The following is a 22277-nucleotide window of genomic DNA, read 5'->3' on the forward strand; positions in this document are numbered from 1 at the left end:
GGGTCCTTTCTACAGCGGCTTTCGGGCGTGACAGTCGCCACTTGATGATCGCGGTGCGGCGGCAGTGGCGTACAGGCCCCGCCGCGCGGCCCGGCGTACGACCACGACGGTGAAGGCGGCCATCGCCGGCAGCGACGGCTTGCTGAACAGTGCGCTGACCAGCGTGAGTCCGACGAGTGAGTTCGCCGCGTAGAGGTAGCCGAGCGGCACGAGGTGACTCACCCACAGCACGGCCCAGCCCGCGGTCAGGCGGACGTGGCGGCGCCGGGCGGCCGGATCGCCGGCCGTCCGGGACGGCTCTGTCCCGGCCTTGCGGCAGACCGCTTCGGTGAGCGGCCGCCCGATCAGCAGCGAGACGGCGCACGCCACCAGGCCGGCGGCGTTGAGGACGAGTTCGGACCCGCCCCGCGGCCGGGCTGCGGCTCGTCGACGGGGGCCACCGCGAGCTGGCCACTTTCTCCCGCGAGCGGAGGACGGCCGCGGGGCTTCCGCGGGCCAACATGTTCGACCAGCGGCGCACCCTCCGCAGCGTACGAGGCGCGCTCCTCCCGCTCGTCCGCCTGCCGGGCCCGGACGGCGAATCCGTGCTGGTCGACCGGGTGCTCGGCGAGCGCACAGCGGTCGTCGCGCTCCCCGGCACCGACCTCGCGGCCGTCCCCGACGCCCTGCCCTCGGCCTGGCTGACCGTCGATCCGGAGGGCGGCGAAGGCGAACGGTTCCTCGCACGCTGGCTGCGGAACGCCGGCGTCGCCTGGGTCGGCGTCAACCCCGACCGCTTGATCAAGGCCGCGGGACCGTCCGGGCTACCGCGGTGAGTAACGGGCTCGCCCCGGCTACGATTTCGACCATGCCGGCACAGCAGTCGTCGCGTGGAGAGAGGCGCAAGCTGCGCACCCGAAGGGCGCTGATCGAGGCCGCGCAGGAGATCTACGCCGAGCGCGGTGACTTCGAGGTCAGCATCCAGCAGATCACAGATGCCGCCGACGTCGGCTTCGGTACGTTCTACAACCACTTCTCGTCCAAGGCGGAACTACTCGACGCGGCGATCGCCGAGGCTCTCGAGACCCACGCCGCCTGGCTGGAGAGGCTGCTCGCCGACGTCGACGACCAGACCGTGCTCAACGTCCTGCGGATGTTCGGCATGGCAGAGTCGGAGGCCCGCCGCATCGTGGCACTGCCGCTCCCGGCCGACGAGCCTCCGCCCGGGTCGATCTGAGAGTCGCTGGAAAAGGATTGGACGGGATGATGCTCGGGCTTGTAGCTTGCAGTCGACCGTGACACCGCCCCAGGAGGTGAGACCCATGAACGCTGTATCGATGTGGGTGCTCCCCCTTCCGGTCACGGCCGGCGATTGACGTAGGTGTCGCCGGGAGCGCCTCGCCAACAAGGCACTCCCGAAAGGCAACACCTATGCACTCTCCGCAGTTCCCCGCCGAGCCGACGTCGGACATCTCCGGGCTCCGGTCGCCGGCCTCCGATCGCGCGCCCATGTTCGACGTGATCATTGCCGGGTGCGGCCCGACCGGCGCGATGCTGGCCGCCGAACTTCGGCTGCACGATGTGCGGGTACTCGTTCTGGAGAAGGAGACCGAGCCCAAGTCGTTCGTCCGCATAGTCGGTCTGCATATTCGCAGTCTTGAGCTGATGGCGATGCGCGGACTGCTGGATCGCATGCTCGAACACGGAAGACAGCGTCCGGCCGGCGGATTCTTCGCCGCCATCCCCAAACCCGCGCCCAAGGGCCTGGATTCCGCGCACGCCTACCTGCTGGGCATCCCGCAGCCGGTCATCGAACGCCTGCTTGAAGAACACGCGATCGACCTGGGCGCGCAGGTCCGGCGCGGTCGCGCGGTGGCCGATCTCGAGCAGGACGACGAGGGCGTGACCGTCGAGCTGGCCGACGGCGAACGGCTGCGTGCGCGCTATCTCATCGGCTGTGACGGCGGGCGCAGTACGGTGCGCAAACTGCTCGGCGTCGGCTTCCCCGGCGAGCCCTCGCGGACCGAGACGCTGATGGGCGAGATGGAAGTGGGCGTGCCGCAGGAGGAGATCGCCGCCAAGGTGGCCCAACTCCAAGACACCCATAAGCAATTCTGGCTCAGGCCCTTCGGCCAAGGCGTCTACAGCGTCCTCGTCCCCGCCGCTCAAGTAGCCGACCGCGCGGAACCGCCCACGCTCGACGATTTCCAGCAACAACTGCGCATCATCGCCGGAACCGATTTCGGCGTGCACTCCCCGCGCTGGATGTCCCGCTTCGGAGACGCCACCCGGCTGGCCGAACGCTATCGGGCCGGGCGGGTGTTCCTGGCCGGCGACGCGGCACATATTCATCCACCCATCGGCGGACAGGGCCTCAACCTGGGCGTCCAGGACGCGTTCAACCTCGGCTGGAAACTGGCCGCCCAGATCCGCGGCTGGGCACCGGAGACACTCCTGGACACCTACCAGGCCGAACGTCATCCCGTCGCCAAGGACGTACTGGACAACACCCGCGCCCAGATGGAACTGCTTTCCACCGAACCGGGCCCGCAGGCCGTGCGCAGGCTGCTCACCGAACTCATGGACTTCGACGAGGTGAACCGCCACCTGATCGAGAAGATCACCGCGATCGGCGTCCGCTACGACTTTGGTGCGGGCCCCGACCTGCTTGGCCGCCGCCTGCGCGACATCGACCTGAAACAGGGCCACCTGTACGATCTGCTGCACCGCGGCCGCGGCCTGCTGCTGGACCGCACCGAACGCCTGGCCGTCGGCGGCTGGTCAGACCGGGTCGACTACCTCGCGGATCCCACCGCGGCACTGGATGTCCCGTGCGTCCTGCTACGCCCCGACGGCTACGTCGCCTGGATCGGCGACGATCAGCAGGACCTGGACGACCACCTCTCCCGCTGGTTCGGCAAGCCCGCCAACTGATCCCTCCTGGTGTCGGCTCCGGGTCGGCGGTGTCGTACGTCCCGGTGCCCGATGATCGTCGCGGTGGCGGCGGCCCTCGCGCTGCCCGCCACCGCGCTTCCTGCCTGTCTCGCCCATGGCCCCGCGTCCGGCCGAGGCCATTGGCGTGCGAGTAGCGCGAGGGGGTTCCAGGAGTTCATCAGCGGGACCAGCTCTTTCGCGTTGTTCGGAATCCGTAGTAGCCGGAGAGGCAGACATTCCGTAGACATTCTGTAGACGCCGAATATACGGGCCTGCCACCATTCATGTGGCCCCTGAGGTGGTAAAACGGCACAGTTGCGGCGAGTATGGATTTTTACGCAGAACAGCGGCAGGAAACCTCCTACGTTCATGTCCGTCCGGAACGACCACTGGGCATCACGACTAATCAGGAGGACGGAATGCGAAAGATTCGCAGCATTCTCGCCGGGGGCGCCGTCGTCGGCTCCCTGGCAGCGGGACTGGCCCTCGCGCCGGCCGCGAACGCCGCGACGACCGGGGTGGCGGCGACCACGGCGACCGCGACAGCTGCCAGTTCGAACGGCTTCCGGTGGTACTCGGGCTTCGGCCGGGGCGAGGACCGGGGCGACCGCAGCTACATCAAGGGGGAGTGGCACCGCGATCGGTCCGGTGACGTCGTCTTCGTCTTCGCCATTGTGATCGTGGACGGGGACGACGACTACAACTGGGTCCGCTTCAAGTGGCAGGACGATGACGGCGACGTGCACTACCGCTGGGTCAAGGCCTTCGAGGGGCGCCGTTACTCCTACCGGTTCGACCGGGACGACTACCGCAATCTCCGCATCGGGCTCTACGGGAGCGAGAGCCGGGGCGGCGACTTCGGAGGCTGGCACAAGTTCTAGCCACCGCTGAACCCGAGGCCGTCCGTCTCCCTCACCGGGGAACGGACGGCCTTTCCCTTTCGGCGTCGGGGCGAGCTCCGACGATGCGGTTGGCGAGCCGGCTGATTCGGCTCAGCGACCCGGCGGGCTCAGTGGAAGACATACTCACCCTGGTCCGCGCTCAATGACGCCAAGGTCGTCCCGTCCTACTTGCTCGCCCCCGTCATCGCCGACAAGTCCGACTGTGAGCAGACCACCACACGGCGGACCAGCTGAACTGACCTCCGAGAGGCTTGAGCGGTGACGCACCCTACTCGGTCAGGTCGTGGTGGTGGCCGTTGAGGAGGGCGGTGCCCAGATGGGTGGCGGAGTGGAGCACCCTCTGACCGTGACGCTGGCTCGTCACCAGCCCGGCTTCGCGCAGGGTCGTGACCTGGCGGCTGGCGGTGGAGGGCGGGACGCGCAGCTGCCGCGCCAGCTCGGACGTCGTGCACGCGCCGAGAGCGACGACCTCCAGCACCCGGGCACGGGTGAGTCCGAGCAGGTCGGCCAAGGTTCGCGGGGGATCAGCGCCCCCGCCGTGCGCCCACGCCGGGTCATGCTCGATGGGATAGACCAGAACCGGCGGGAGCTCCGGATCGCGCAAGGTGACGGGGGCCTGGCGGCAGAAGAAGGACGGCTGCAGGATCAGCCCGCGTCCCTCCAAATGGATGTCGTGCTCGGCCGGGTAGGCCAACTCCAGCACCGGGTACGACCAGCGCGCCGACGGGTGCAACGTGGCGAACACCGCCTCCCAGCCGCCCTCCGACAGCAGACGGGAGCGGCGCGTCCGGTCCTTGCCGACCTCCACCCGGATCTGGGACCAGTACGGCGACAGGCACGCTTGGAAGTAGGCGCCGGCCGCCGTCGCGATGGCTTCCACCTCCTGCGTACCCCCGGCCGCCAGGCCGTGGGTCCAGGAGGGCAGCCGGGTGGTGGAGTGCCTGTGCGACAGCTCCGCCAGGTCGGCGCGCAACCGGTGACGGGGCGTGCGGCGCAGGGCCTCCATACCGGCCTCCAGCGAGCCGGACTCCGTTCGCGGAGTGAGGAAGTCGACGGTGTAGCCGCGGGGCGGCGCGAGGGTGGTCAGCCGCCCGGTGGGCGACGGCACGCGGCGGAGGGCGCGTCGCTTCCACTCGCCGTAGACCACGCTGTGCTCGCGGCGACGCAGCCGGTTCAGGCTGAGCATCAGCTCCCACATCGTGTCGGGTTCCCGGGCGATCCGGGTCCGCGCCAGATCGGCGCCGGTGAAGTGGATGCGCAGCACGCTCGTCAATCCTTCCGGGAGAGACCAAGTACGCCTGAATGAGCTGGTCGGTGGTCAGGCCTGAAACCGGGTCCGAGGTCCAGGGTGTGGCGTCGGGGACGGAATCTCCAGGAGATTCAGGCTGGCCTGAATAATGACGTCTGGGAAGAATCACCTCAGGGGATGTCAAATACGGGGGCGTCGATGGTTTATCGCGTTCACTTCACCAGTCAGGATCTTGCTCGTACGAGAGTGGCCGAGGCGCCAATGCCCTTGGCGGAGCTGCAGCTGGCGATACGGATGTTGCAAGACCGTGAAGCGGCGTGGTTGGACGGCTGGCGCCGACGGGTCATGCCCCGGCTGCCGAAGCACGCGCGCATGGTCTTATCCCTGGTTCCCGCGGTCGGGTGGGCACCGACCTTTCTCGGCCCGGCTAAGGCCGGCACCCTCCCAGAGCTGGTCGAGCAAGTGAGAGCGACCCCGTCCGACGTGATGAACAACGAACTCGCCGCGATGGCGGAGCTGCAGAGCGTCCCAACATGGGCTCGCCATCTCGGCGACGACGAAACGCTGCGTGGGCATCTGTGGGAGGCGCTCGAGCAGTTGTACGAGCAGCTACTGGGCCCCTACTGGCAGCGGCTCACCGGCTGTTTCGCGGCTGATCGCGCTGTCCGGACCCAGCATCTGCTCACCGGAGGCGTCGAGCGGCTGCTCACTCTGGCCAACCCGCGCTGGATGCGTTGGAACCCACCGGTGCTGGAAGTGCGGATGGCCAATGGCCTCGACCACGATCTGTATCTTCAGGGGCAGGGCATCGTGCTGGTGCCGTCGGCCTTCGCATCGCGCTCCATCGTCGACGACGACGAGAGCCAACCGCAGGTCACCTATCCCCTCCCCGGCGATCTGCCTCTCGACCGGTTGACCGCCCTGGTCCCTGAGCAGGTGGCCCCGGGCTCCACAGCCGCCTTGGCCGCGCTGCTCGGGAACACCCGCGCCGCCGTACTGAGCGTCATCGCCGAACATCCCGGCTGCACCACCACGGAACTGGCCGGGTTGAGCGGCACCACGCCTCCAGGTGCGAGCCAGCATGCCACCGTTTTGCGGGAGGCAGGGCTCATCCATACGACCCGCTACCGCAACACCGCGCACCACACCGCCACCACCCTGGGCATCGCCCTGTTGAACGGTCCGGACGGCACACGGCAGAACTGACCCGCCGACCACCTCCTCCAAGAAATCTACTTTGTAAAGGCGCTCGGGCGAAACGAAAACCCAAACACATAATCGAATAAATACCCTCATTTGACAGCAAGGATCACGGAGGGTCACGGGTAGAGCTGGTCGCCGGCCTCGCGGCCGCGGGTGGTCACCCATGGCGCTGTCGACATCCCCATTGCGTCGACGGGGGACATCCCGGTCACCCCGAGCGACTCCACGGGCCGAATGCGACCAGGCATGGCAGCAGATCGCCCCCGCTGCCCCCCGTTCGCCTCCTATCTGTGGACGCGCTGACGCCCGAAGCCCAGGCTGCCTGGCACCGCCGGCGCACGCCGCCGCCTGCGTGCCACCAGATGTACGGCTCAGGCTGACTCGGGAGCCCAGGTGGGGTCACTCGGCGGCCATCAGGCCGCTGGCTCGTGGCGGCCGACCGGCGGGCGACCGCCACGCAGCGTGTGTGCGCCGACCCCGGTGCCCGGTGTCAGCAGGGCCTCGCCGTACGCGGGCAGAGGCCGCGGTGCGTGGCCTGCGACCACATCGCCCTCCTGGTCGCCAACAGATCAGGCTCCGCGAACGTCGCGCGGTGCTGACCACCTGGGCGCGCGGCCTCCTGGACGACCACGCCACGGCGGTTGTCTGGGCCCGGGTGCGGCCCCTCGACACTGCGGCCGCCGCCGGGCGAAGATCGGAAGAGTTCGGTTTGCCGTTCTACGGGAGGAAGAAGTGAGCGAGTACCCCCAGGATCGCCTGTACGCCGGTGAGCTGCACATGTGGGGCAACGGTGAGTGGTTCAGGCGCAACAGGAAGCTGGACACGCCTGGCGACCGGGTGAGGGTCGGCTTCACCGCCTTCTTCATAGGTCAGATCCCCGACAGAGAGCTGCGGGTGCGGTTGCCTGAGGTAGGTAGCTACGTCGAGCTGGGTGACTCCTTCGGTCAGGTCAGCTGGACTCAGGAGGGGGATGCTGATTCCGACGAGGAGTGGGAGGACGGGGATGCCGCTCCTGGCGAGAGCTGGAGCGATTTCTGCGCACCAGTCGAGGCGAAAGTCGTCGCCGTCAACACCGCGCTCGCCAACACTCCGGAGCTACTCATCAGGGACCCCTACGGCGAGGGCTGGCTGTTTGAGATGGAGATCCATGACCGCGAACCCAAGTCCGATTTCAATTGGGATGCGGACGGTTATGCCGAGTTCATCGCCCAGGATGCCGACTAGACCGGCAATATTCAGGGGCAACCCACATATATGAGCCTCTAGGGGGTGGCGCCTGCCCCATGATCGCCCTCGCTGCGATACCGCGCCGTCGCCCCCGGCCTGCGTGAGCGCGTCGGCGTCGGCTCGTCCACCAGCCAGCGCATCATCGCCATCACCGGGGGAGGCTCGGGCTCGACTACTGCGAGGCCGGCCCCTCTCTCCCACCCTGCCCTGCTATCGGCTGTTGATCATTACAGGGCCCGGGACTTCTCAGAGCCGAGGCCGCTCGGGAGAATTGTCATCAGGCTCTGGGGGTTTCGGTGACGTTATCGACGTGAGACCGTGCCGAGTGCCTATGGGCGCGACGGAAACAACCGGGACTGCCCATCGCCGGGCCTTAGACCCACCGTGCCATCTCACGCGAACGAAGGAGATAAACATGTCAACATGGGAGAGCGTGTCGAAGCTGTCGGTGACGCTCGAGAGCGGCGGCGAGAATTGCGACATCTACGCGAATGGACAGAACAGGATCGGCGTGACGATCAACGTCGAGCCGACTGACAAAAACGGGGATCCCGTTCGGGTCGACCCCCAGCACCTAGCCGCTAATTTGTGGCTCATCGACTACGTCGATGGGTCGACACTCAACCGGGACGGCATCTCGGGCTGGGCCTATTCGGACGCCGCGAACGAGTTCACTGCAATCCCGGACGGGTCCAGCGAGGGCGCCGAAGCCACGATCGAAGGTGGCGGGACCGGGCACGTCTCGTTCTATGTGTACTGCTCACCCGAGGTGAGCCGGAAGTCGATCGGTGTCCGGGTCAGGACCGACTCCGGTGTTACCGTCAACAGTTCACAAACTGGGACATGCCACAGCAAAGTCACGCTCAATCCACGGCCGGCCAGAACGTACATGTTGAATGACATCGACTGGGATTGCTCGCGTACGTCAACTCAGGACGGGGAAAACACAAAGTATGTGACGACATATGCCTGGAACTACTATCTGTCCTTGAAGGGTGCAGCTAACTACTTCGTCACGTTCCAGGTGCGGGGCCACTTCACGGATTCTGGTTACGCCGGGTTATTCGCGTACAACATCACTCCGGAGAACCACAAAAATTTCTACGGCGGCTATGTCTGGCATGATGAGCCGCATGACTCCAGCACGGGGGAAATCGTCAATTTCCCCGAAGGGAACAACTGGTGGGATTTCGCGGAGATCTACGACAGGACATATCCCGAACGCTACCTGTGCTTCACTTGGGTGCACTCCACCACCGGTGGCAACGGATGGCACATCCCCAACGGGCCGCTAGAGCAATGGGAAGGGCATTTCAATCCGGAGATCATCGCGTTCGACAGGTACGGCAACACGGGCACGTTCTGGGTGGATGGGTCGGACATCACTGAGGCGCTCAACATCTACGACCGCCAAGGCCCCCCGTTCGGGTCACCGTCACCAGGCGCAAAATAGCGAGTCGGCTCAGGTCAGAGCCTTGATCGAAGGGGGCCTGATTATCTGGGGTGCCGAGAAGGCGTCAGGCATGTTCGGTAAGTAAGGTTGGCGCGTACTCCACGACCTCGGACGGCACCCGTTACGGCCTGCAGCCTGGTTCGCGCCCCGGGCCATCCCGGAGCCGGCCTCACCGGCGAGGAACAGGGGGTGCAGGGGGCAGCGGCCTCCGCATCGGCCGTCAGCAGGCGTAGTGCTGCCAGTACCTCGTTCAGAGTCCGGCCGGCCGACGGGCCGCCGTCCGGGCCCTGAGTTGCTTGGCGCGCCGTGAGGCCATCAGGCTGTCTAGTGGCGGGCATAGTGCCAGGCTCGCCGTCAGACCACTCAACTATGCTGTAGGCGATGTGGTCGCTGTCGTGGCCGCGTCGATGCCGGCGGGAATCGAGGAGAGCTTGGCGTCGCGGTCGCGCTCGGCGTCGGTGTAGCAGCCGAACCGCACTCGGCAGCTCCCTGGTCCTGGACCACCTCGCACAAGTCATCTTCGTCCACATGCCGCGCGCCCACGCCGACCAAACCGACCGCCCCACCGGCTGGCTGGGAGCACTCAACAACGACGGCATCGGCGCCGCACTCCGCGCCATGCACGCACACGTCGCACACCGCTGGACGCTCAAGGAGCTCGCCGACATCAGCCGCATGTCACGCTCGGCATTCGCGGCGACCCTCAAAACCCAGGTCGGAACCCCTCCACTGGAATACCTCATCCAATGGCGCATGAGCCTCGCCCGCGACGCCCTGCGCCGCGGCACCCGATCCATCACCGAACTGGCTGATGCGGGCCCGCAGGTAGGGCGCTGTGGCCGAGCCGATCGGCGGTGATCTGCCGGGCCTTGGGCGACCAGCTGCCGCACGATGGCCTCAGCTTCGCCACGATCCCCCTCGTCGCTCTCGGCGAGGCGAGCCCTGAGGAAGCCGGCCGCGCGTCGTCGGGGTGGAGAGATCTGCTCTGGTCCGCAGGGCATCGGGTGCTCACGCGTACGGGGAGGCCGGTATGCCGGGCTGGAAGCGGCTGTTGGCGCGCCTCAGCCAGAACGGGGCGTCCGGCCATCGGGTCTCGATGCCGTAGTAGCCGTTGCGGTCCAGCAGGTAGGAGGTGTAGCGGGAGCGGGTGCGGCGCTGGAGGGCGGCGAGTGTGCCGTAATCGCCGCGATGTCGGCCACCGGCAGCGGCCGGTAGACGAACGCCGGCCCGGCGGTCGGCCCCAGCTCGGGATCGGCGGCCGGGCTCAGCGGGGTACGCATCAGCAGCGTCGCCAGGGCGGGCAGGGCCGCCCGCATGACGGGAAAGGCCGTCTGGAAGAACGGGCGCGGCGCGGTCGTCGTGCCGAACGCCTCGCCGAGCGCGGCCAGCACCAGCGTGTAGCAGTTGTCGAACAGATGGGACAGGCGGCGGAAGTCGCCGTCGAGGTCGGTGTCGGACGGGTTCGCCTGCATCGGGTAGATCGGCGGCAGGCTCACCTCGCCCTCGGCGATCCGCTGAAACCTGCGGTAGTGGGACAGCTCCCAGGGGGTTCCGATGATCGGGCCGTAGGTGCCGTCGGACCGCTCGCCGTAGTGGTCGTAGCCGCCGTACGGTTCCTCGTATGGTACGGGCGGCTGCTGGATCAGCGCCCCCTCGCCCTGCTGGACGATCTCCATGATGGCGGCCGTCACCGTGTCCAGATCGTGCACGATGTGCAGCTGGCCGCCACCCGGCCCGATGTAGGTGTCGTCCCGCTGGAACCCGGTGTCCTGCCCGAACACCCCCTTCTCGCCGAGTGTGTCGACGCAGGTGACGAAGCCCAGTTCGATCGCCTTGTAGAACTGTCCGATGGTGTCGTACGGCTCGTCCTCGGCGGGCGCGTCCGGGCTCGGCTCCGGCTTCTCGATCCGCATGAACACCGTGCGCGCGAGCGCCGGGGAGAGCGGCTGGAGCTGGACGAACGGCCCGCCGGCCGCGTGGCCCAGCAGGTTCGATGGGTAGCTGGGCACATACTTGCCTTCCAGCGAGGGGATGCGGCCGATCGCGTTCATGAGGTTGGCGACCTGCATCATGTGCAGCATCTCCTCGATCACCACCCCGCGGATGAGGCGGGAGGCCTCCGACGCCGGGTCGCTGATGGAGTAGAGGGCGCACAGGTACGGCGGGATCGTGGACAGCTCGATGCCCAGCGCCAGCTGGAGGTGGTCGCCGAGCTCCTGGAGGGATTGGATCGGCCGGTGGATCAGCGGCACGGGCGCGGTCATGACATGTCCTGCGAGGTCTCGGGGGTGAGGAGCACGACGGCGGTTCCGCCGAGGGCGGGGGTGCGGGGGTCGGCGGGATCACCAGGACGGCCTGCGGTGTCTCGATCCGCTCGGGCGCGGCGTAGAGGCCCTTCTGGTCGATCGCGCCCACCTGCGGCAGGATCCTCCACTTGGCCTCGGCCGGGTCGCCGCCGAGCGTCGCGGCGAAGGACAGCGTGCCGCCCGGTCCGAGCGGCGCGGGGGCGTACGGCGTGACCTGCATGGCGGCGGGCATGGACGGCAGGACGACGATCTGCGCCCGGCCGCTACGGTCGCCGATCCGCGCGCTGATCGTCACGGCGGTGGGCTTGTCGATCTTTTTGGGCGGGGTGTAGACGCCATTGGCGTCCACCGAGCCGAGGGCGGGGGAGAGCGACCAGACGGCGTTGCCGGCGGCCCCGGGCAGGACCGCGGTGAAGGTCTGCGGCTGGGAGCGGGCCGGCAGGACGGAGATGACCGGTGCGATCCGCACGTCCGCCGGGCTCACCACGACTGCCGCGTACGCCTGCTCCTTGTCCTTGCCGTCTGTGGTGGCGGTGACCACGACCACCTTGGATCCCGTCACCGCGGTAGGGGGCGTGTAGAGGCCGGTCGCGTCGATCTTCCCGCCGCCGCGCGGCACCGACCAGGAGACTGGCCGGTCGGCCGACAGCCGCAGCGTCTCCCCGGTCGACACGGCGGCCACCGGTGGCGTCACGGTCAGGTCGGAGGTCCGCAGCGTTCCGAACGCGACCAGGTCGCCGGGCACGTGCGCGCTCTCCAGCCGGGACGTCTGCCGGCCGGGGAACAGGAGGTTGGTCACGGCGAAGGCCCCGACGTGCGGGATGTCGAAGCCGAGCAGCAGGTCGCCGAGCTTGTGGCAGACCTGGGCGGAGATCCATTCGGAGACCACTTGCTGTGCCTCCTTCTTGTCGAACAGGTCGAACCCCACGTCCGGCGCGGTGTAGCTCACCTTGACCCCGCCGTCGGGCTGAAAGGAGATCACCGCGGTGACCGGGTCGACCGACGGCAGGTAGGAAATGTCCAGCTCGACCGTCATCGTGACCTGGCCGTCCTGGCAGTACGTGAACGGGGTGGAGACCTCCACACTCCACGGCTGCGGCCAGTCGTGCCGCCACTTGCCGGTGAGCCGGCCGGACTGGGCGGAGCCGGTGATGTCTTTCAGGGTCACCATCACCGGCTCCGGACCGCCGCACCATCCGGGCTGGACGGATCCGTTGGGCAGCGGCAATCGCGCCTGCATGTAGGCGCGCCCGCCGGTGGTCGACACCGACCACGCCTCGTCCCGGTCGCCGGCCGCCGCGACGGTGACGCCTTCACCGCCCCGCGCCAGGGCGTCGTGCAGGGCGATCGGCATGATCTCGCCGAAGAACACCCGGCTCGACACCAGCAGCGCCGCGTCCATCCCCGCGGGAACCGGGTTGGCCAGCGGGAGCGTCGTCTGGCTGTCGCCCTGCTGGTGGTACTTCGTGGGGACGAACAGCAGCACCCGTCCGGCGTCGTCCGGGTCGCTCTGGTCGCGCTGCGTGGCCAGCTCGAAGTCGCCGGCGGGGGTGAGGTCGGTGCTGTTGGGGGTGTAGTCGAGCGTGCCCAGGGCGTACCGGTAGCCGGTGGCGTGGTCGCGCAGGAAGCGGAGGAAATACGTGCCGAGCAGGGTGCCTGCCGCGTCCGGCATGCCGAGCCCGGCGAAGAAGTCCTTGCCGTCCTCGATCCGCAGGACGACGTGGGTCTGCTCGCCGACTTCCCCCTTCACCTTGGCGAGGGGCACCGTACCGGTGATCGTGTAGCCGTGTCCCTCGGTGATCCACTGGGTGGAGACGACGTTGGCCGTGGCGGCGTCGGCGACGACGACGCGGATGATCCCGGCGAGGACCGGAATCGTGAGCAGCGCCGCCTGCGGGTCCTGTTCGGGGTCGAAGGCGATCAGCGGGTGGCCGAGTACGACGTCGTCGAACTCGACCGCGTAGTCCCCGATGACCGGGACGCTGCCCGTCACCGGGGGCAGGTGGCTCCCGGTGCTCAGGTCCAGCACGAACTGGCGCTGGAACAGCTCGTTCACCTTGTGCGCGGACAGGGCGTACACCACGTCCCAGCCTTGCGTCACTCCCTTGCCTCGCAGCCGGGAGAGGATCTCGTCGCGGCTCGGTCCCGTGCTCATGATGTCGCCAACCTGTCGTAGTCGAAGTCGCCGATCGGGTCCCAGAGGCATATCTGCACGAACGAGGAGAGCCCCTCGGTCTCTTCGACCGCCTCTGGAAGCAGGAGGATCTGGCCCAGCCACGGCAGCGGCTGCGCGATGGCCTCGAAGACGTCCAGGCCGGACACTCCGGGGTCGTGGTCCGAGAGCTGGTAGGCGGCCCCGGCCACACCCGTGCCGGTGAGGGTGACGGCGAGGACGTAATCGATGGTCGCGTTCAGCTGGAAGTTCAGGGCCTTCAGCGCCGCGGGCACCTGCTTGCCCGCCAGGGTCAGGCTGCCCGTGATGATGTCCACCAGGACGAACGCCCCGTCGGAGAGGATGGGTGCCCAGAGGCCGATCCACGTCGCGTTGGTGATCCGCGCGCCTCTGGTCATGGACGACCAGTCCCACTTCCAGGCGAACTCGGGGCTGAAAAGGACCTGGACGACCCCGTTCGCCACCACGTCCAGCGCGTTGAAGAACACCGATTTCAGGCTGACGCCATCGCTTCCGGGGTTCGCCATGGCCGCGGCGGCGTCCTCCATGTTGATCGTGTCGGCGATCATGTCGATGATGATCAGCAGGCCGGAGGTGTAGAACTTCGCGTCGTCCAGCGCCGAGACGCCACTCATCGCCTTCGCATCCGCCGTCAGGGAGGCGTCGTACGGCCCGCGGCCGGTCTCCATCAGGCAGGTGAGGGTGACGGGGGCGGCGAGCACGAGGCACAGGATCCGGCCCAGCGTCATCGGGTCGTCGCTCTCGTCCGGCCGCACCACGTGCTCCCAGAGCCAGCTGAGCACCGGCACGTCGGTCATCGGCGTGGTGAGCACGTCGAGCAGCCCGCGGATGATCGCCGCCGCGAACTCCAGCAGCACCACGGCGAGGATGTCGGCGCAGTCCACGGCCAGGTCGATCAGGTCGCGGAAGGCCGCCAGCAGATCCGCGACACGGATGTCGCCCGCCCGGGACGGGTCTCGGAACAGCGTCTCGCACAGCGCCGTCAGGTCCCGCACCGTCTGCTCGCCATCCTGAACGGCGCCCATGTCGTCGATCGCCTTGGCGATCTTCTCCGCGAAGCCGTCGGGAAGCCCCGGGATCACCGGGGAGGGCTGGTCGGGCAGGTTCGACAGCATCTTCGACAGCACGTAGTTGTGCTGCGCGGGGCTGCCCGACAGCGCCGCCGTCAAGGCGGGCGAGCGTTTGGTCCCAGGTGCGGGCAGCAGGCGCAGCCGGCCGTGTGTGATCTCGCCGATCGTGGTGTCGCCCAGCAGGGCCGCGACCGTGTCGAGCCCGGTGTTCAGCTCCGACTTCAGATCCCTGAAGAAGCGTCCGGCCGCCACCGGGGCGGCCTCCCGAGCCAGCCGGCGACCGAGGAGAGCCCGTCGGTGACATACCCGTAGAAGGCGTCCATGGTGCGCCAGATCGAACGCCAGTGGAAGGCGTCCTGCATCCAGTCCATGAAGGTGTCGAAGGCGGCCCCGATCGTGTTGAGCACGCCCTGTATGAACGAGGCGGCCTCGGCCGCGCCCGCCAGGGCCAGGCCCTTCACCTGAGTCCAGATCCCCTCGGCGGACTCCACCAGCGCCGAGGCGGTCTGGCCGCTTGGATCGACGATGAAGTTGAGCAGCTTGACAGCGCCCGACTTGATCGAGGGTTGTTCTCTTGCGCAGGCGGCGTGCTGGCGCTGGGAGCCTGGCTGTGGTGGATCCGCCGACGCTACCTGGTGGCCACCGTTGACGGGCCGAGCATGGAACCCACCCTGCGCTCCGGGGACATGCTGCTCGTCCGCAGGACGAGGCGGGTCCACGCGGGTCAGATCGTGGTCGTCCGGATCGACGATCCACCGCCCATCGACGGGCTGCCACCGGGTCTCGAACCGGGTGGCGAGGAGGCGTTGCCGGAGAAACCGGATCATCCCGGTTGGCGGTTGCTCGTGAAACGGGCGGTCGCGGTTGCCGGAGATCCCGTACCGAGACAGGGCTTTCCGGCCTTTCGCGACGTGCCCGAGACCGTCGTGCCGCGGCATGCCCTGGTCGTGCGGGGCGACAATTCGGACACCAGCTGGGACTCCCGGGACTTCGGCTTCGTGCGAGGCGAGGAGTTCGTCGGTGTGATGGTGCGCCGCCTGGCACCGCCTCGGAGCACCGGCGCGAACCCGAGGCCAACGCGATCAACTCCGCGCTCGGCGGCGCCGCCAAGTTCGTGATCGACACCAGCCGCAACGGCAGGGGATCGGCCGCGTGTCCATGGCGACTCAGCCAAGCGATCGATCTTCAGCCGGTTCCATGAGGGTCAGCGCGCCCGCCGGCTTGAGCAGTCCGCCGAACTCCGGGTCGCCGTGCCGTACCTGGAGACGGTAGTCGCGCGCCAGCAGCGACGTCAGCGCCATGAGCTGGATCTTGGCAAGCGGGGAGCCTGGACAGCCGCGCGGGCCCGCGCCGAACGGGAGGTAGCGGCCGCGTTTGGGCGTCTGGTGCCAGCGTTGCGGTGAGAACGCCTCCGGGTCGTCCCACCAGCGGGGGTCGCGGTGGATGAGGTAGGTGCAGACCATCACCTGCTGGCCGGTGTCCAGGGCGTACGGCCCGAGCCGAGTGGGTCGCAACGCCGTACGGCTGAGCATCCACTGGGGCGGATGCAGGCGCAGCACCTCGCGCAGGAAGCCGTCGGCGAGCGGGAGGGCGCGCGCGCCGACGGCCTGGCCGATCGAGAGGGGCCCGGCCGCCTCGTCGGCGATCTGCGCTGCGAGTTCCGGGTGCTCGGCCAGCCGGAGGGTGAGCCAGGAGGAGGCGGCGCCGGGGACACCGGGCGCGGTGAAGACCACCAGGCGCACCGCCGCCGCGACGTCGGCGTCGTTGTCGCTGATGCGGAGCAGCTCGTCGAGCAGGTCGCGCGAGTGGGGCGGCGGGGTGGCGGCGCGGCGGCCGGCGATCTCCTCCTTGATCAGGGCGCGCAGGGCCTCGTTGGCCCGGATGGCCTTCTTGGCGGCCGGGCGCGGGAGCCAGCGGACGCGGACCTCGCCGATCTCCAGGATCTTCAGGATTCCGTAGAAGGCCGCGAGGGAGGCCTCCGCGATCTCGGTGACGCGGGAGTCTCGGGTGCCGCCGCCGAAGCAGAACCAGGCCGTGGCCGTGCCGCAGATCGCGGTGGTGGTGGTGAACAGGTCGGTGGAGCGGCCCGCGTGGGCGCGGAGCTGGTCGCTCAGCTCGGCCACCTGGCGGTCGATGCGCTCCGGAGTGAGATGGTTGACCATCGCGCGGCTGGCCAGTCGGCGGCGGCGCATCAAGACAGGTAGGCGGGCCTCCTGCGCGGCTCGCGCCCGGCGGCTGACCACGATCGCGTTGTCGAGCATGTACGTGTCGTTGGTCTGGGTGAAGATCTGCTGGGCGGCATCAGGGTCGAGGACGACGACGGCGTGGGGTGCCAGGCGGATGATGTCGCCGTAGTCCGCCTGGTTGGTCCGCAGCCAGGACATGCGGTCGCGCTCGTAGGCGGGGAGTTGGCCGACCAGCCACCGTCCGCGAGGGCCTGGGATTCCGGTCTCGGTCATACCAACCTCGGGGGGAGCGTGGGTGGGGCGGCGCGCGGCCGCCCCTGGGGACGTCAGTCGTTACTGCACTCCACGTGGGCATAGACGCCGTTGGCCCGAGCACGACCCAGCCGTCCCACCAAGATCCGGAAATAGCGTCGCATGATGCACCTCCTTCACTTTTGGATCACGTTTTGACCTTAAGTCATCTTTTTTGGCTACAAAAGGTCCAGACGGGAAAGATCACTCGTCAGCGGATCCCGAGTAGGTGCTAGACGTGGGCGATGATCTCCAGCACGAACGGCGCGGCGACGACGAGCACGGCGATGACGATCAGCAGCGCGATCACGTTGCCGACGAAGCCCGACCGGCCGGAGCGGCGCGCCAGCCGCGCCGAGTCCTGAGTGGATTGGCGCGCCCACTGGGCCGCCCTGGCCGCGTTCTGGTTGGCGTTCTGCTGGCTCTGCCACGATGAGAAGTTCGGGTTGGTCATGACGATCTTTCCTTTCGTATCGTATGGATCAGGCCGGGCCGTCCCGCGACCTCCGTGCCGGGATGCGTGTCCGGATCGCGCCGGCGAGCAGAGCGGCGCCGAGGGGCCCGGCACCCAGGAGGTAGGGGGCTCCCGGATCGCCGGTGAGCGGGCCGAGCAGAGCGGCGAACGCGATGGCCGCTCCAGCCGCCGGCCGGACCAGTGCGGCGCGGGCGAGCCCGTACGCCAGCAACGCGATGCCGGCGGCGGCGGCATAGGCCAAGGCGAGCCGCGGGACCGGCTGCGCCGCGACCCACCGCCCGCCGGCGACCCGCAGCGTCGCCTCGACCATCCAGGCCGAGGCGACCACCCCGAGCAGGGCCAGGGCGACGGCGGCCCGCCCCCGTCCGGCGTGCCGCGCGACGTCGCGGTACACCGTCGCGGTCGCCGCCACCCCGGCCCATGCGCCGGCCCCCCACATCACCTCGGCGGGTGCGGTCAGGGTCGCGGCGAGGCAGAGCATCGCCGAGGCCAGCAGCCCCAGCCCGCCGAGCGCCCGTGCTCTCATGTTCGTCGTCAGGGCGGGCGGTGCGGGCTCAGCAGTGCTTGCTCAGCGACATGTGCTTGATGAGCGGGAACAGGCCGGGGTCGAACTCCGCCTCGGTGTCCTTGATCTGCCACCGGTACGGCTCGGTGTGGCTGGGCATGTTCATGACGAACTTCGTCAGGTTCGTGGGGTTGGAGCGGGTGTGTCGCAGCCAGCCGAGCACGGCGCCGTTCTCGTCCTTGATCTTCGCCCACATCAGCCAGGCGTCGTCGTCATCACTGCTGGTGACCGTGCCGTCGAAGGAGGCCTTGCCGGTGGAGGTCAAGGTCCATCGGGCGCCCGAGAACATCGTGCAGTCGCCCGCCCGCATCGTTCCGAAGTAGAAGGTCTTGGTGGCCAGGGCGGTGGTGCCCTGCGCGTGGGCGGTTGCGGAGGTGGCGAAGGTCAGCCCCGCGATCAGGGCCGCGGTGGTCGATATGGCGCCCAGCATCCTTTGGCTCCCGCGCATGGGATCGTCCTTTCCTTGAAGGTGGCTCGTCGATCAGTCACCCTCAGGGTGGGCGGCGCCGCGTCCCGTCGTCATGGGTCCCGGGTCCCGGTCGATCCGGGAGGTTTTCCCGGGCGAAAGGGGCTTTCAGTGGGATTCGGGCGCTCCGCCGAGTCCCGCCTCGCGGGCCCGCACGATCGCCGCGGGCCGGTCGGCCAGCTGCAACTTGGTCAGCACGTTCGAGACGTGGTTGCGCACGGTCTTGCCGCTCACGCCGAGGCGCCGCGCGATCGCCATGTTGTCCAGGCCCCGCGCGACCAGCCCGAGCACCTCGTGTTCCCGCTCGGTGAGCTGCGGGAACGGGGAGGCCACGACGGCCTTGGAGAAGTGCGCGAGCAGCCGCGTCGCCACGCCGGCGCCGAAGACCGCCTCGCCGCGGGCGACCGCGCGGACCGTGGCCGTGATCTCCTCGGGGCCGGCGCCCTTGAGCGCGTAGCCGTGGGCGCCAGCCCGCAGGGCGGCAAGGACGTTCTCGTCGTCGTCGTACATCGTCAGGATCAGCGCACGCGTGGGCAGAGCGGCGGCCCGCATCCGGGAGGTGACCGTGAGCCCGTCGCCGCCGGGCATGTTGACGTCGAGCACCGCGACGTCGGGCCGGTGCTCGATCGCCGAGCGCAGTGCTTGCTCGCCGGTCGCGGCGACCGCGAGCACCGTCATGTCCTCCTCGGAGTCGAGCAGGGCCCGCAGGCCCGACGCGAACACGGGGTGGTCGTCGGCAAGGATCAGCCGGATCATCGTGCCCTCCCAGACTCGCCCAGATCCGCCGGCAGGAAGGCGCGCACACAGGTGCCCCCCTCGGGCAGGGAGCATATCGACCATTGCCCGCCGACCTCGGCGGCCCGCTCCCGCATGGAACGCAGCCCCACCCCGGGCGCCCGCGCAGGATCGAGCCCGCAGCCGTCGTCGCGTACCGTCACCTCGACGCCGCCGGCCGCCAGCGCGATCTCGGCGGTGCAGCCGGTCGCGCCGCTGTGCCGGACCGCGTTGGTGATCGCCTCGACGGCGATCCGGTAGGCCGCCGTCTCGACCGCGGCGGGCAGCGGCGGCAGGCCCTCCTCGCCGATGACCTCGATCGGCATCGCCCCCGCCAGGCTCGCCGCTCGGGAGCGTACCGCCGCGACGATGCCCAGCTCGTCCAGCGCGGGCGGGCGCAGCGCCTCGACCAGGCGCCGGATGTCGGTCAGCGACGCGCTCGCCTCCGCGGATATCTCGCCGAGCAGGGAACGCGCCGCCGAGTCACCCGGTACGGCGCGGGCCGCCAGCGCGGCCTTGAGCCCGATCGCGGCCAGCGTCGGTCCCAGCCCGTCGTGCAGGTCGCGGCGCAGCCGGCGGCGTTCGTCCTCCCGCGAGGCCACCACCTCGGCGCGGGAGCGGGCCAGGTCGTCGTGCAGCCGTACCGCCTGCACCGCGCTTCCCACCTGCTGGGCCAGCGAGGCGATCAGGCTGAGGTCGATGGGATCGAGCGGGTCGTCCGAGCCGCGCGCCGAGACGAGCAGGAGCCCGACGAGCGTCCCGTGGTAGCGCAGCGGCTCGGCGTGCACCTGGCCCGCCGCGACGCCGTGCCGGGCCGCCGGGTGGCGTTCGCCCGCGCCGTCCACCAGGTCGATCGCCACGTACGGCACGCGTAACGACCGGGCCACGGTCTCCACGATCGCCGGTAGCATCTCGGCGGGCAGCAGCACCGCCTGCAGCCGTGTCCCGAGGCGGGTCAGCGCCCCCTCCGGGTCGTGGCGGTCGCCGTACATCACCCGGTTGACGGTGCTCTGCGCAGCGTTGCGCAGCGGCGCCAGCGCGAGCGCCGCACTGGCCGCGGCGAGCGCGGCGGCCACGGTGCCCGACAGCCGCAGCACGCTGACCAGGATCGCGACCACGGCCGCGTACCCGGCGACCAGGATCGCGACCACGGTGGCGTAGACCAGCGAGCGGTTGGCCAGCCTCTCGACGTTGAACAGGCGGTGGCGGCGCAGCGCGACCCCGATCCCGGCCACGAACGGCAGTCCGGACAGGCCGAGCGCGCCCCACGGCAGCGGCTGCGTTCCGGTGATCAGTTCCGGCAGGTGCCAGCCCGCGATGCCGAGTACGGCCGTGGTCGCGCCGCCGCCCAGCATCCAGCGCGTCCGCCCGCGCATCAGCGGATCCGGGTTGCCGCGATAGCTGATCGCGCCCCAGACCGTCCCGGCCACCAGCGCCAGCGCCACCACCGCCGTCTGACCGCTGTGCAGCAGGCCGAGCCACCGCAGCGTGTCAGGCGCCATCAGCGCCGCGACCCCGCTCCACACGGCCATCGCGGCCAGGGGCGCGGCGTACGCGACGGCGATCGTCTTCCGGGTGCGGGGCGACAGAGGCTGGCGAGCCGTGAACGCGAGCACGAAGGCCAGGAACGCTCCCCAGCCGATGGAGTACGACACGATCGCGTTGATGTGGAACAGCCAGAGCTGAGGGCCGCCGGTGGCCAGCGCGAGTACGGGCAGTCCGACGGCGACGGTGAGCGTGCTGCCCAGCAGCCCGGCCGCAAGCACGAGCAGCGGGGCCGTCGCGGGCGCCTCGGGCCGCCGCAGGTACAGCGCGGCCGCCAGCCCCGCCAGCGCCAGGACGAACACGAGATTGCCCCAGCCCTGCACGAGCAGCGGGTACGGATAGGGCCGATCGACGCGCACCGCCACGACCGCGTCCTCACCGGCCACGCCGTACGGGACGCTCGCGCCCGGGCCAGGACGAGCGACGGCGCCGAGCCCGTCGGCCAGGCGCCGGCCCGCGACGGCGATCACCAGGTCCCCGGTCCGCAGCCCAGGCCCCGAGGGCGCGGCCGGCACGTCCACCACGACGCCGTCGAGCCGCCACGTCGACCAGCCCAGCCGCACGATGCTGCCGTCGGACGGGGCGTCCAGCGAGACGGCGGTCGCGACGACGCCCAGCACCACCAGGACGATCGCGACCCCGGCCGGAACCCTGCGCGAGCGTCGCACCGAAGCCCACCAGGACAGCCACGCGGACACACCCCCATCCTCACCGACAACCGGCCGCGAAACCACCGGCCCGCCGGACAGGACCGTCCTGAGCCAATGGCGGCCGGCCGACCGGTGGGTCAAAAGTCGAGTCGGGCGCTGGAAGAAGTACCGGCCCCGCCCTCAGATACCCGCCGCCACCGCGGCGCCCAGCCCCAGCAGGACGACGCCGGTGGTCACGCTGAGTCCCCGCAGGACGGTCGGCTGCGATACCAGGGCGCGCCCTCGGCTGACGGCCCAGGTGAGCAACGTGTACCAGGAGGCGCTGACGAGCGCCCACAGGGCTCCCAGGGCGACGGTCGACAGGAACACCGGGCCATTCGGGGTCACGAACTGGGGCAGCACCGAGACGGCGAACACGCCCGCCTTGGGGTTGCCGAGGTTGGTGATCAGGCCGGTGAGATATCCGCCCGCGAAGCCGGTGCGGCGCCCGCCCTCGAAGACCGGGGGAGTGGAGACGGTGGTGAGCGCGGTCCGTAGCGTGTTCACCCCGAGGATCATCAGCACGATGCCGCCCGCGATCCGGAGCACCGCGTACGCGGTGGGGCTGGCCAGCAGGACGGCGGACAGCCCGGCCGCGGCGGCCGTGGACCACAGCAGGAAGCCGGTGGCGTTGCCCGCGAGCGTGCCTCGGACCGTACGTTGCCCGCCTTCCAGAACCTGCCGGATCATCAGGGCTTGACTCGCGCCTGGCAGCATCGCCAGCAGCAAGGTGGTGGCGATGAAAACGGGCACATGCGTGGGCATGGGA

25 protein-coding genes are annotated in these 22277 nt (G+C 69.4%); 12 read left to right on the forward strand and 13 right to left on the reverse strand.

What is annotated here, in order from left to right; genetic code table 11:
• Positions 1–9 precede the first annotated feature (9 nt).
• Positions 10–618 (reverse strand): DUF3159 domain-containing protein, encoded by a 609-nt coding sequence (locus AB0J16_RS25440; RefSeq protein ID WP_358543937.1) that lies wholly within the window; start codon positions 616–618, stop codon positions 10–12.
• On the opposite strand from AB0J16_RS25440, the gene AB0J16_RS25445 reads away from it, so the two are divergent.
• From AB0J16_RS25445 to AB0J16_RS25460, 4 genes are all read left to right on the forward strand, one after another.
• Entirely contained in the window at positions 501–815 is a 315-nt protein-coding gene (locus AB0J16_RS25445; protein WP_358543943.1) for a hypothetical protein, read from the forward strand. The genes AB0J16_RS25440 and AB0J16_RS25445 overlap by 118 nt on opposite strands.
• Positions 816–847: 32 nt before the next feature.
• On the forward strand, positions 848–1216 hold the full coding sequence (locus AB0J16_RS25450) for a TetR family transcriptional regulator (protein ID WP_358543827.1): 369 nt from the start codon (positions 848–850) through the stop codon (positions 1214–1216).
• 272 nt (positions 1217–1488) lie between these two features.
• Positions 1489–2913 (forward strand): rifampin monooxygenase, encoded by a 1425-nt coding sequence (gene rox / locus AB0J16_RS25455; RefSeq protein WP_358543939.1) that lies wholly within the window; start codon positions 1489–1491, stop codon positions 2911–2913.
• A gap of 419 nt (positions 2914–3332) precedes the next feature.
• Entirely contained in the window at positions 3333–3794 is a 462-nt protein-coding gene (locus tag AB0J16_RS25460; RefSeq protein WP_358543830.1) for a hypothetical protein, read from the forward strand.
• Positions 3795–4083: 289 nt separating this feature from the next.
• Here the strand turns inward: AB0J16_RS25460 and AB0J16_RS25465 are convergent, their stop codons facing one another.
• A complete protein-coding gene (locus tag AB0J16_RS25465) occupies positions 4084–5079 on the reverse strand; it encodes a winged helix-turn-helix domain-containing protein (protein WP_358543832.1) in 996 nt (331 codons plus the stop codon).
• 252 nt (positions 5080–5331) lie between these two features.
• On the opposite strand from AB0J16_RS25465, the gene AB0J16_RS25470 reads away from it, so the two are divergent.
• Positions 5332–6270: a winged helix-turn-helix domain-containing protein gene (locus tag AB0J16_RS25470; RefSeq protein WP_358543834.1), complete on the forward strand. Its 939-nt coding sequence runs from the start codon at positions 5332–5334 to the stop codon at positions 6268–6270.
• 113 nt (positions 6271–6383) lie between these two features.
• Here the strand turns inward: AB0J16_RS25470 and AB0J16_RS25475 are convergent, their stop codons facing one another.
• Positions 6384–6515 (reverse strand): hypothetical protein, encoded by a 132-nt coding sequence (locus tag AB0J16_RS25475; protein ID WP_358543836.1) that lies wholly within the window; start codon positions 6513–6515, stop codon positions 6384–6386.
• A gap of 484 nt (positions 6516–6999) precedes the next feature.
• On the opposite strand from AB0J16_RS25475, the gene AB0J16_RS25480 reads away from it, so the two are divergent.
• From AB0J16_RS25480 to AB0J16_RS25490, 3 genes are all read left to right on the forward strand, one after another.
• Complete coding sequence (locus tag AB0J16_RS25480; protein ID WP_358543838.1) at positions 7000–7491, forward strand: hypothetical protein; 492 nt, start codon at positions 7000–7002, stop codon at positions 7489–7491.
• Positions 7492–7909: 418 nt separating this feature from the next.
• Positions 7910–8947 (forward strand): hypothetical protein, encoded by a 1038-nt coding sequence (locus tag AB0J16_RS25485; protein WP_358543841.1) that lies wholly within the window; start codon positions 7910–7912, stop codon positions 8945–8947.
• 528 nt (positions 8948–9475) lie between these two features.
• Entirely contained in the window at positions 9476–9805 is a 330-nt protein-coding gene (locus AB0J16_RS25490; RefSeq protein ID WP_358543845.1) for a helix-turn-helix domain-containing protein, read from the forward strand.
• A gap of 203 nt (positions 9806–10008) precedes the next feature.
• Here AB0J16_RS25490 and AB0J16_RS25495 read toward each other — a convergent pair whose 3' ends face one another.
• Positions 10009–11211: a ferritin-like protein gene (locus AB0J16_RS25495; protein WP_358543848.1), complete on the reverse strand. Its 1203-nt coding sequence runs from the start codon at positions 11209–11211 to the stop codon at positions 10009–10011.
• A gap of 170 nt (positions 11212–11381) precedes the next feature.
• Between AB0J16_RS25495 and AB0J16_RS25500 the strand changes: the two genes are divergently transcribed.
• The 3 genes from AB0J16_RS25500 (at position 11382) to AB0J16_RS25510 (ending at position 13429) form a co-directional block, all read left to right on the forward strand.
• On the forward strand, positions 11382–11585 hold the full coding sequence (locus AB0J16_RS25500; RefSeq protein ID WP_358543851.1) for a hypothetical protein: 204 nt from the start codon (positions 11382–11384) through the stop codon (positions 11583–11585).
• A 6-nt stretch (positions 11586–11591) separates the two neighbouring features.
• The gene (locus AB0J16_RS25505) at positions 11592–11834 is read left to right on the forward strand and encodes a hypothetical protein (RefSeq protein WP_358543854.1); all 243 of its coding nucleotides are present in this window, start codon (positions 11592–11594) and stop codon (positions 11832–11834) included.
• Between the two features lie 233 nt (positions 11835–12067).
• Positions 12068–13429, forward strand: coding sequence for a hypothetical protein (locus AB0J16_RS25510; RefSeq protein WP_358543857.1), 1362 nt, complete (start codon positions 12068–12070; stop codon positions 13427–13429).
• Here AB0J16_RS25510 and AB0J16_RS25515 read toward each other — a convergent pair.
• Positions 13405–14769 (reverse strand): hypothetical protein, encoded by a 1365-nt coding sequence (locus AB0J16_RS25515; RefSeq protein WP_358543859.1) that lies wholly within the window; start codon positions 14767–14769, stop codon positions 13405–13407. The two genes, AB0J16_RS25510 and AB0J16_RS25515, sit on opposite strands and share 25 nt — an antisense overlap.
• Positions 14739–15008, reverse strand: coding sequence for a hypothetical protein (locus AB0J16_RS25520; protein ID WP_358543862.1), 270 nt, complete (start codon positions 15006–15008; stop codon positions 14739–14741). Before AB0J16_RS25520 ends, AB0J16_RS25515 begins: the two co-directional genes overlap by 31 nt.
• 168 nt (positions 15009–15176) lie before the next feature.
• Here AB0J16_RS25520 and AB0J16_RS25525 point away from each other — a divergent pair, with 168 nt between their 5' ends.
• The gene (locus tag AB0J16_RS25525; protein ID WP_358543941.1) at positions 15177–15635 is read left to right on the forward strand and encodes a S26 family signal peptidase; all 459 of its coding nucleotides are present in this window, start codon (positions 15177–15179) and stop codon (positions 15633–15635) included.
• Between the two features lie 48 nt (positions 15636–15683).
• On the opposite strand, the gene AB0J16_RS25530 is transcribed toward AB0J16_RS25525, so the two are convergent.
• From AB0J16_RS25530 to AB0J16_RS25560, 7 genes are all read right to left on the reverse strand, one after another.
• A complete protein-coding gene (locus tag AB0J16_RS25530) occupies positions 15684–16976 on the reverse strand; it encodes a cytochrome P450 (RefSeq protein ID WP_358543865.1) in 1293 nt (430 codons plus the stop codon).
• Positions 16977–17226: 250 nt separating this feature from the next.
• Positions 17227–17448 (reverse strand): hypothetical protein, encoded by a 222-nt coding sequence (locus AB0J16_RS25535; protein WP_358543868.1) that lies wholly within the window; start codon positions 17446–17448, stop codon positions 17227–17229.
• A 28-nt stretch (positions 17449–17476) separates the two neighbouring features.
• Complete coding sequence (locus AB0J16_RS25540) at positions 17477–17995, reverse strand: hypothetical protein (RefSeq protein WP_358543871.1); 519 nt, start codon at positions 17993–17995, stop codon at positions 17477–17479.
• Positions 17996–18023: 28 nt separating this feature from the next.
• Positions 18024–18482: a DUF6294 family protein gene (locus AB0J16_RS25545; protein ID WP_358543874.1), complete on the reverse strand. Its 459-nt coding sequence runs from the start codon at positions 18480–18482 to the stop codon at positions 18024–18026.
• Between the two features lie 126 nt (positions 18483–18608).
• The gene (locus AB0J16_RS25550; protein WP_358543876.1) at positions 18609–19256 is read right to left on the reverse strand and encodes a response regulator transcription factor; all 648 of its coding nucleotides are present in this window, start codon (positions 19254–19256) and stop codon (positions 18609–18611) included.
• Positions 19253–21517, reverse strand: coding sequence for a GAF domain-containing sensor histidine kinase (locus AB0J16_RS25555; RefSeq protein WP_358543878.1), 2265 nt, complete (start codon positions 21515–21517; stop codon positions 19253–19255). Before AB0J16_RS25555 ends, AB0J16_RS25550 begins: the two co-directional genes overlap by 4 nt.
• A gap of 132 nt (positions 21518–21649) precedes the next feature.
• Positions 21650–22273 (reverse strand): LysE family translocator, encoded by a 624-nt coding sequence (locus AB0J16_RS25560; protein ID WP_358543881.1) that lies wholly within the window; start codon positions 22271–22273, stop codon positions 21650–21652.
• Positions 22274–22277: the final 4 nt, after the last annotated feature.

It is taken from the genome of Nonomuraea sp. NPDC049750 (assembly GCF_040659625.1).
GTDB lineage: Bacteria > Actinomycetota > Actinomycetes > Streptosporangiales > Streptosporangiaceae > Nonomuraea.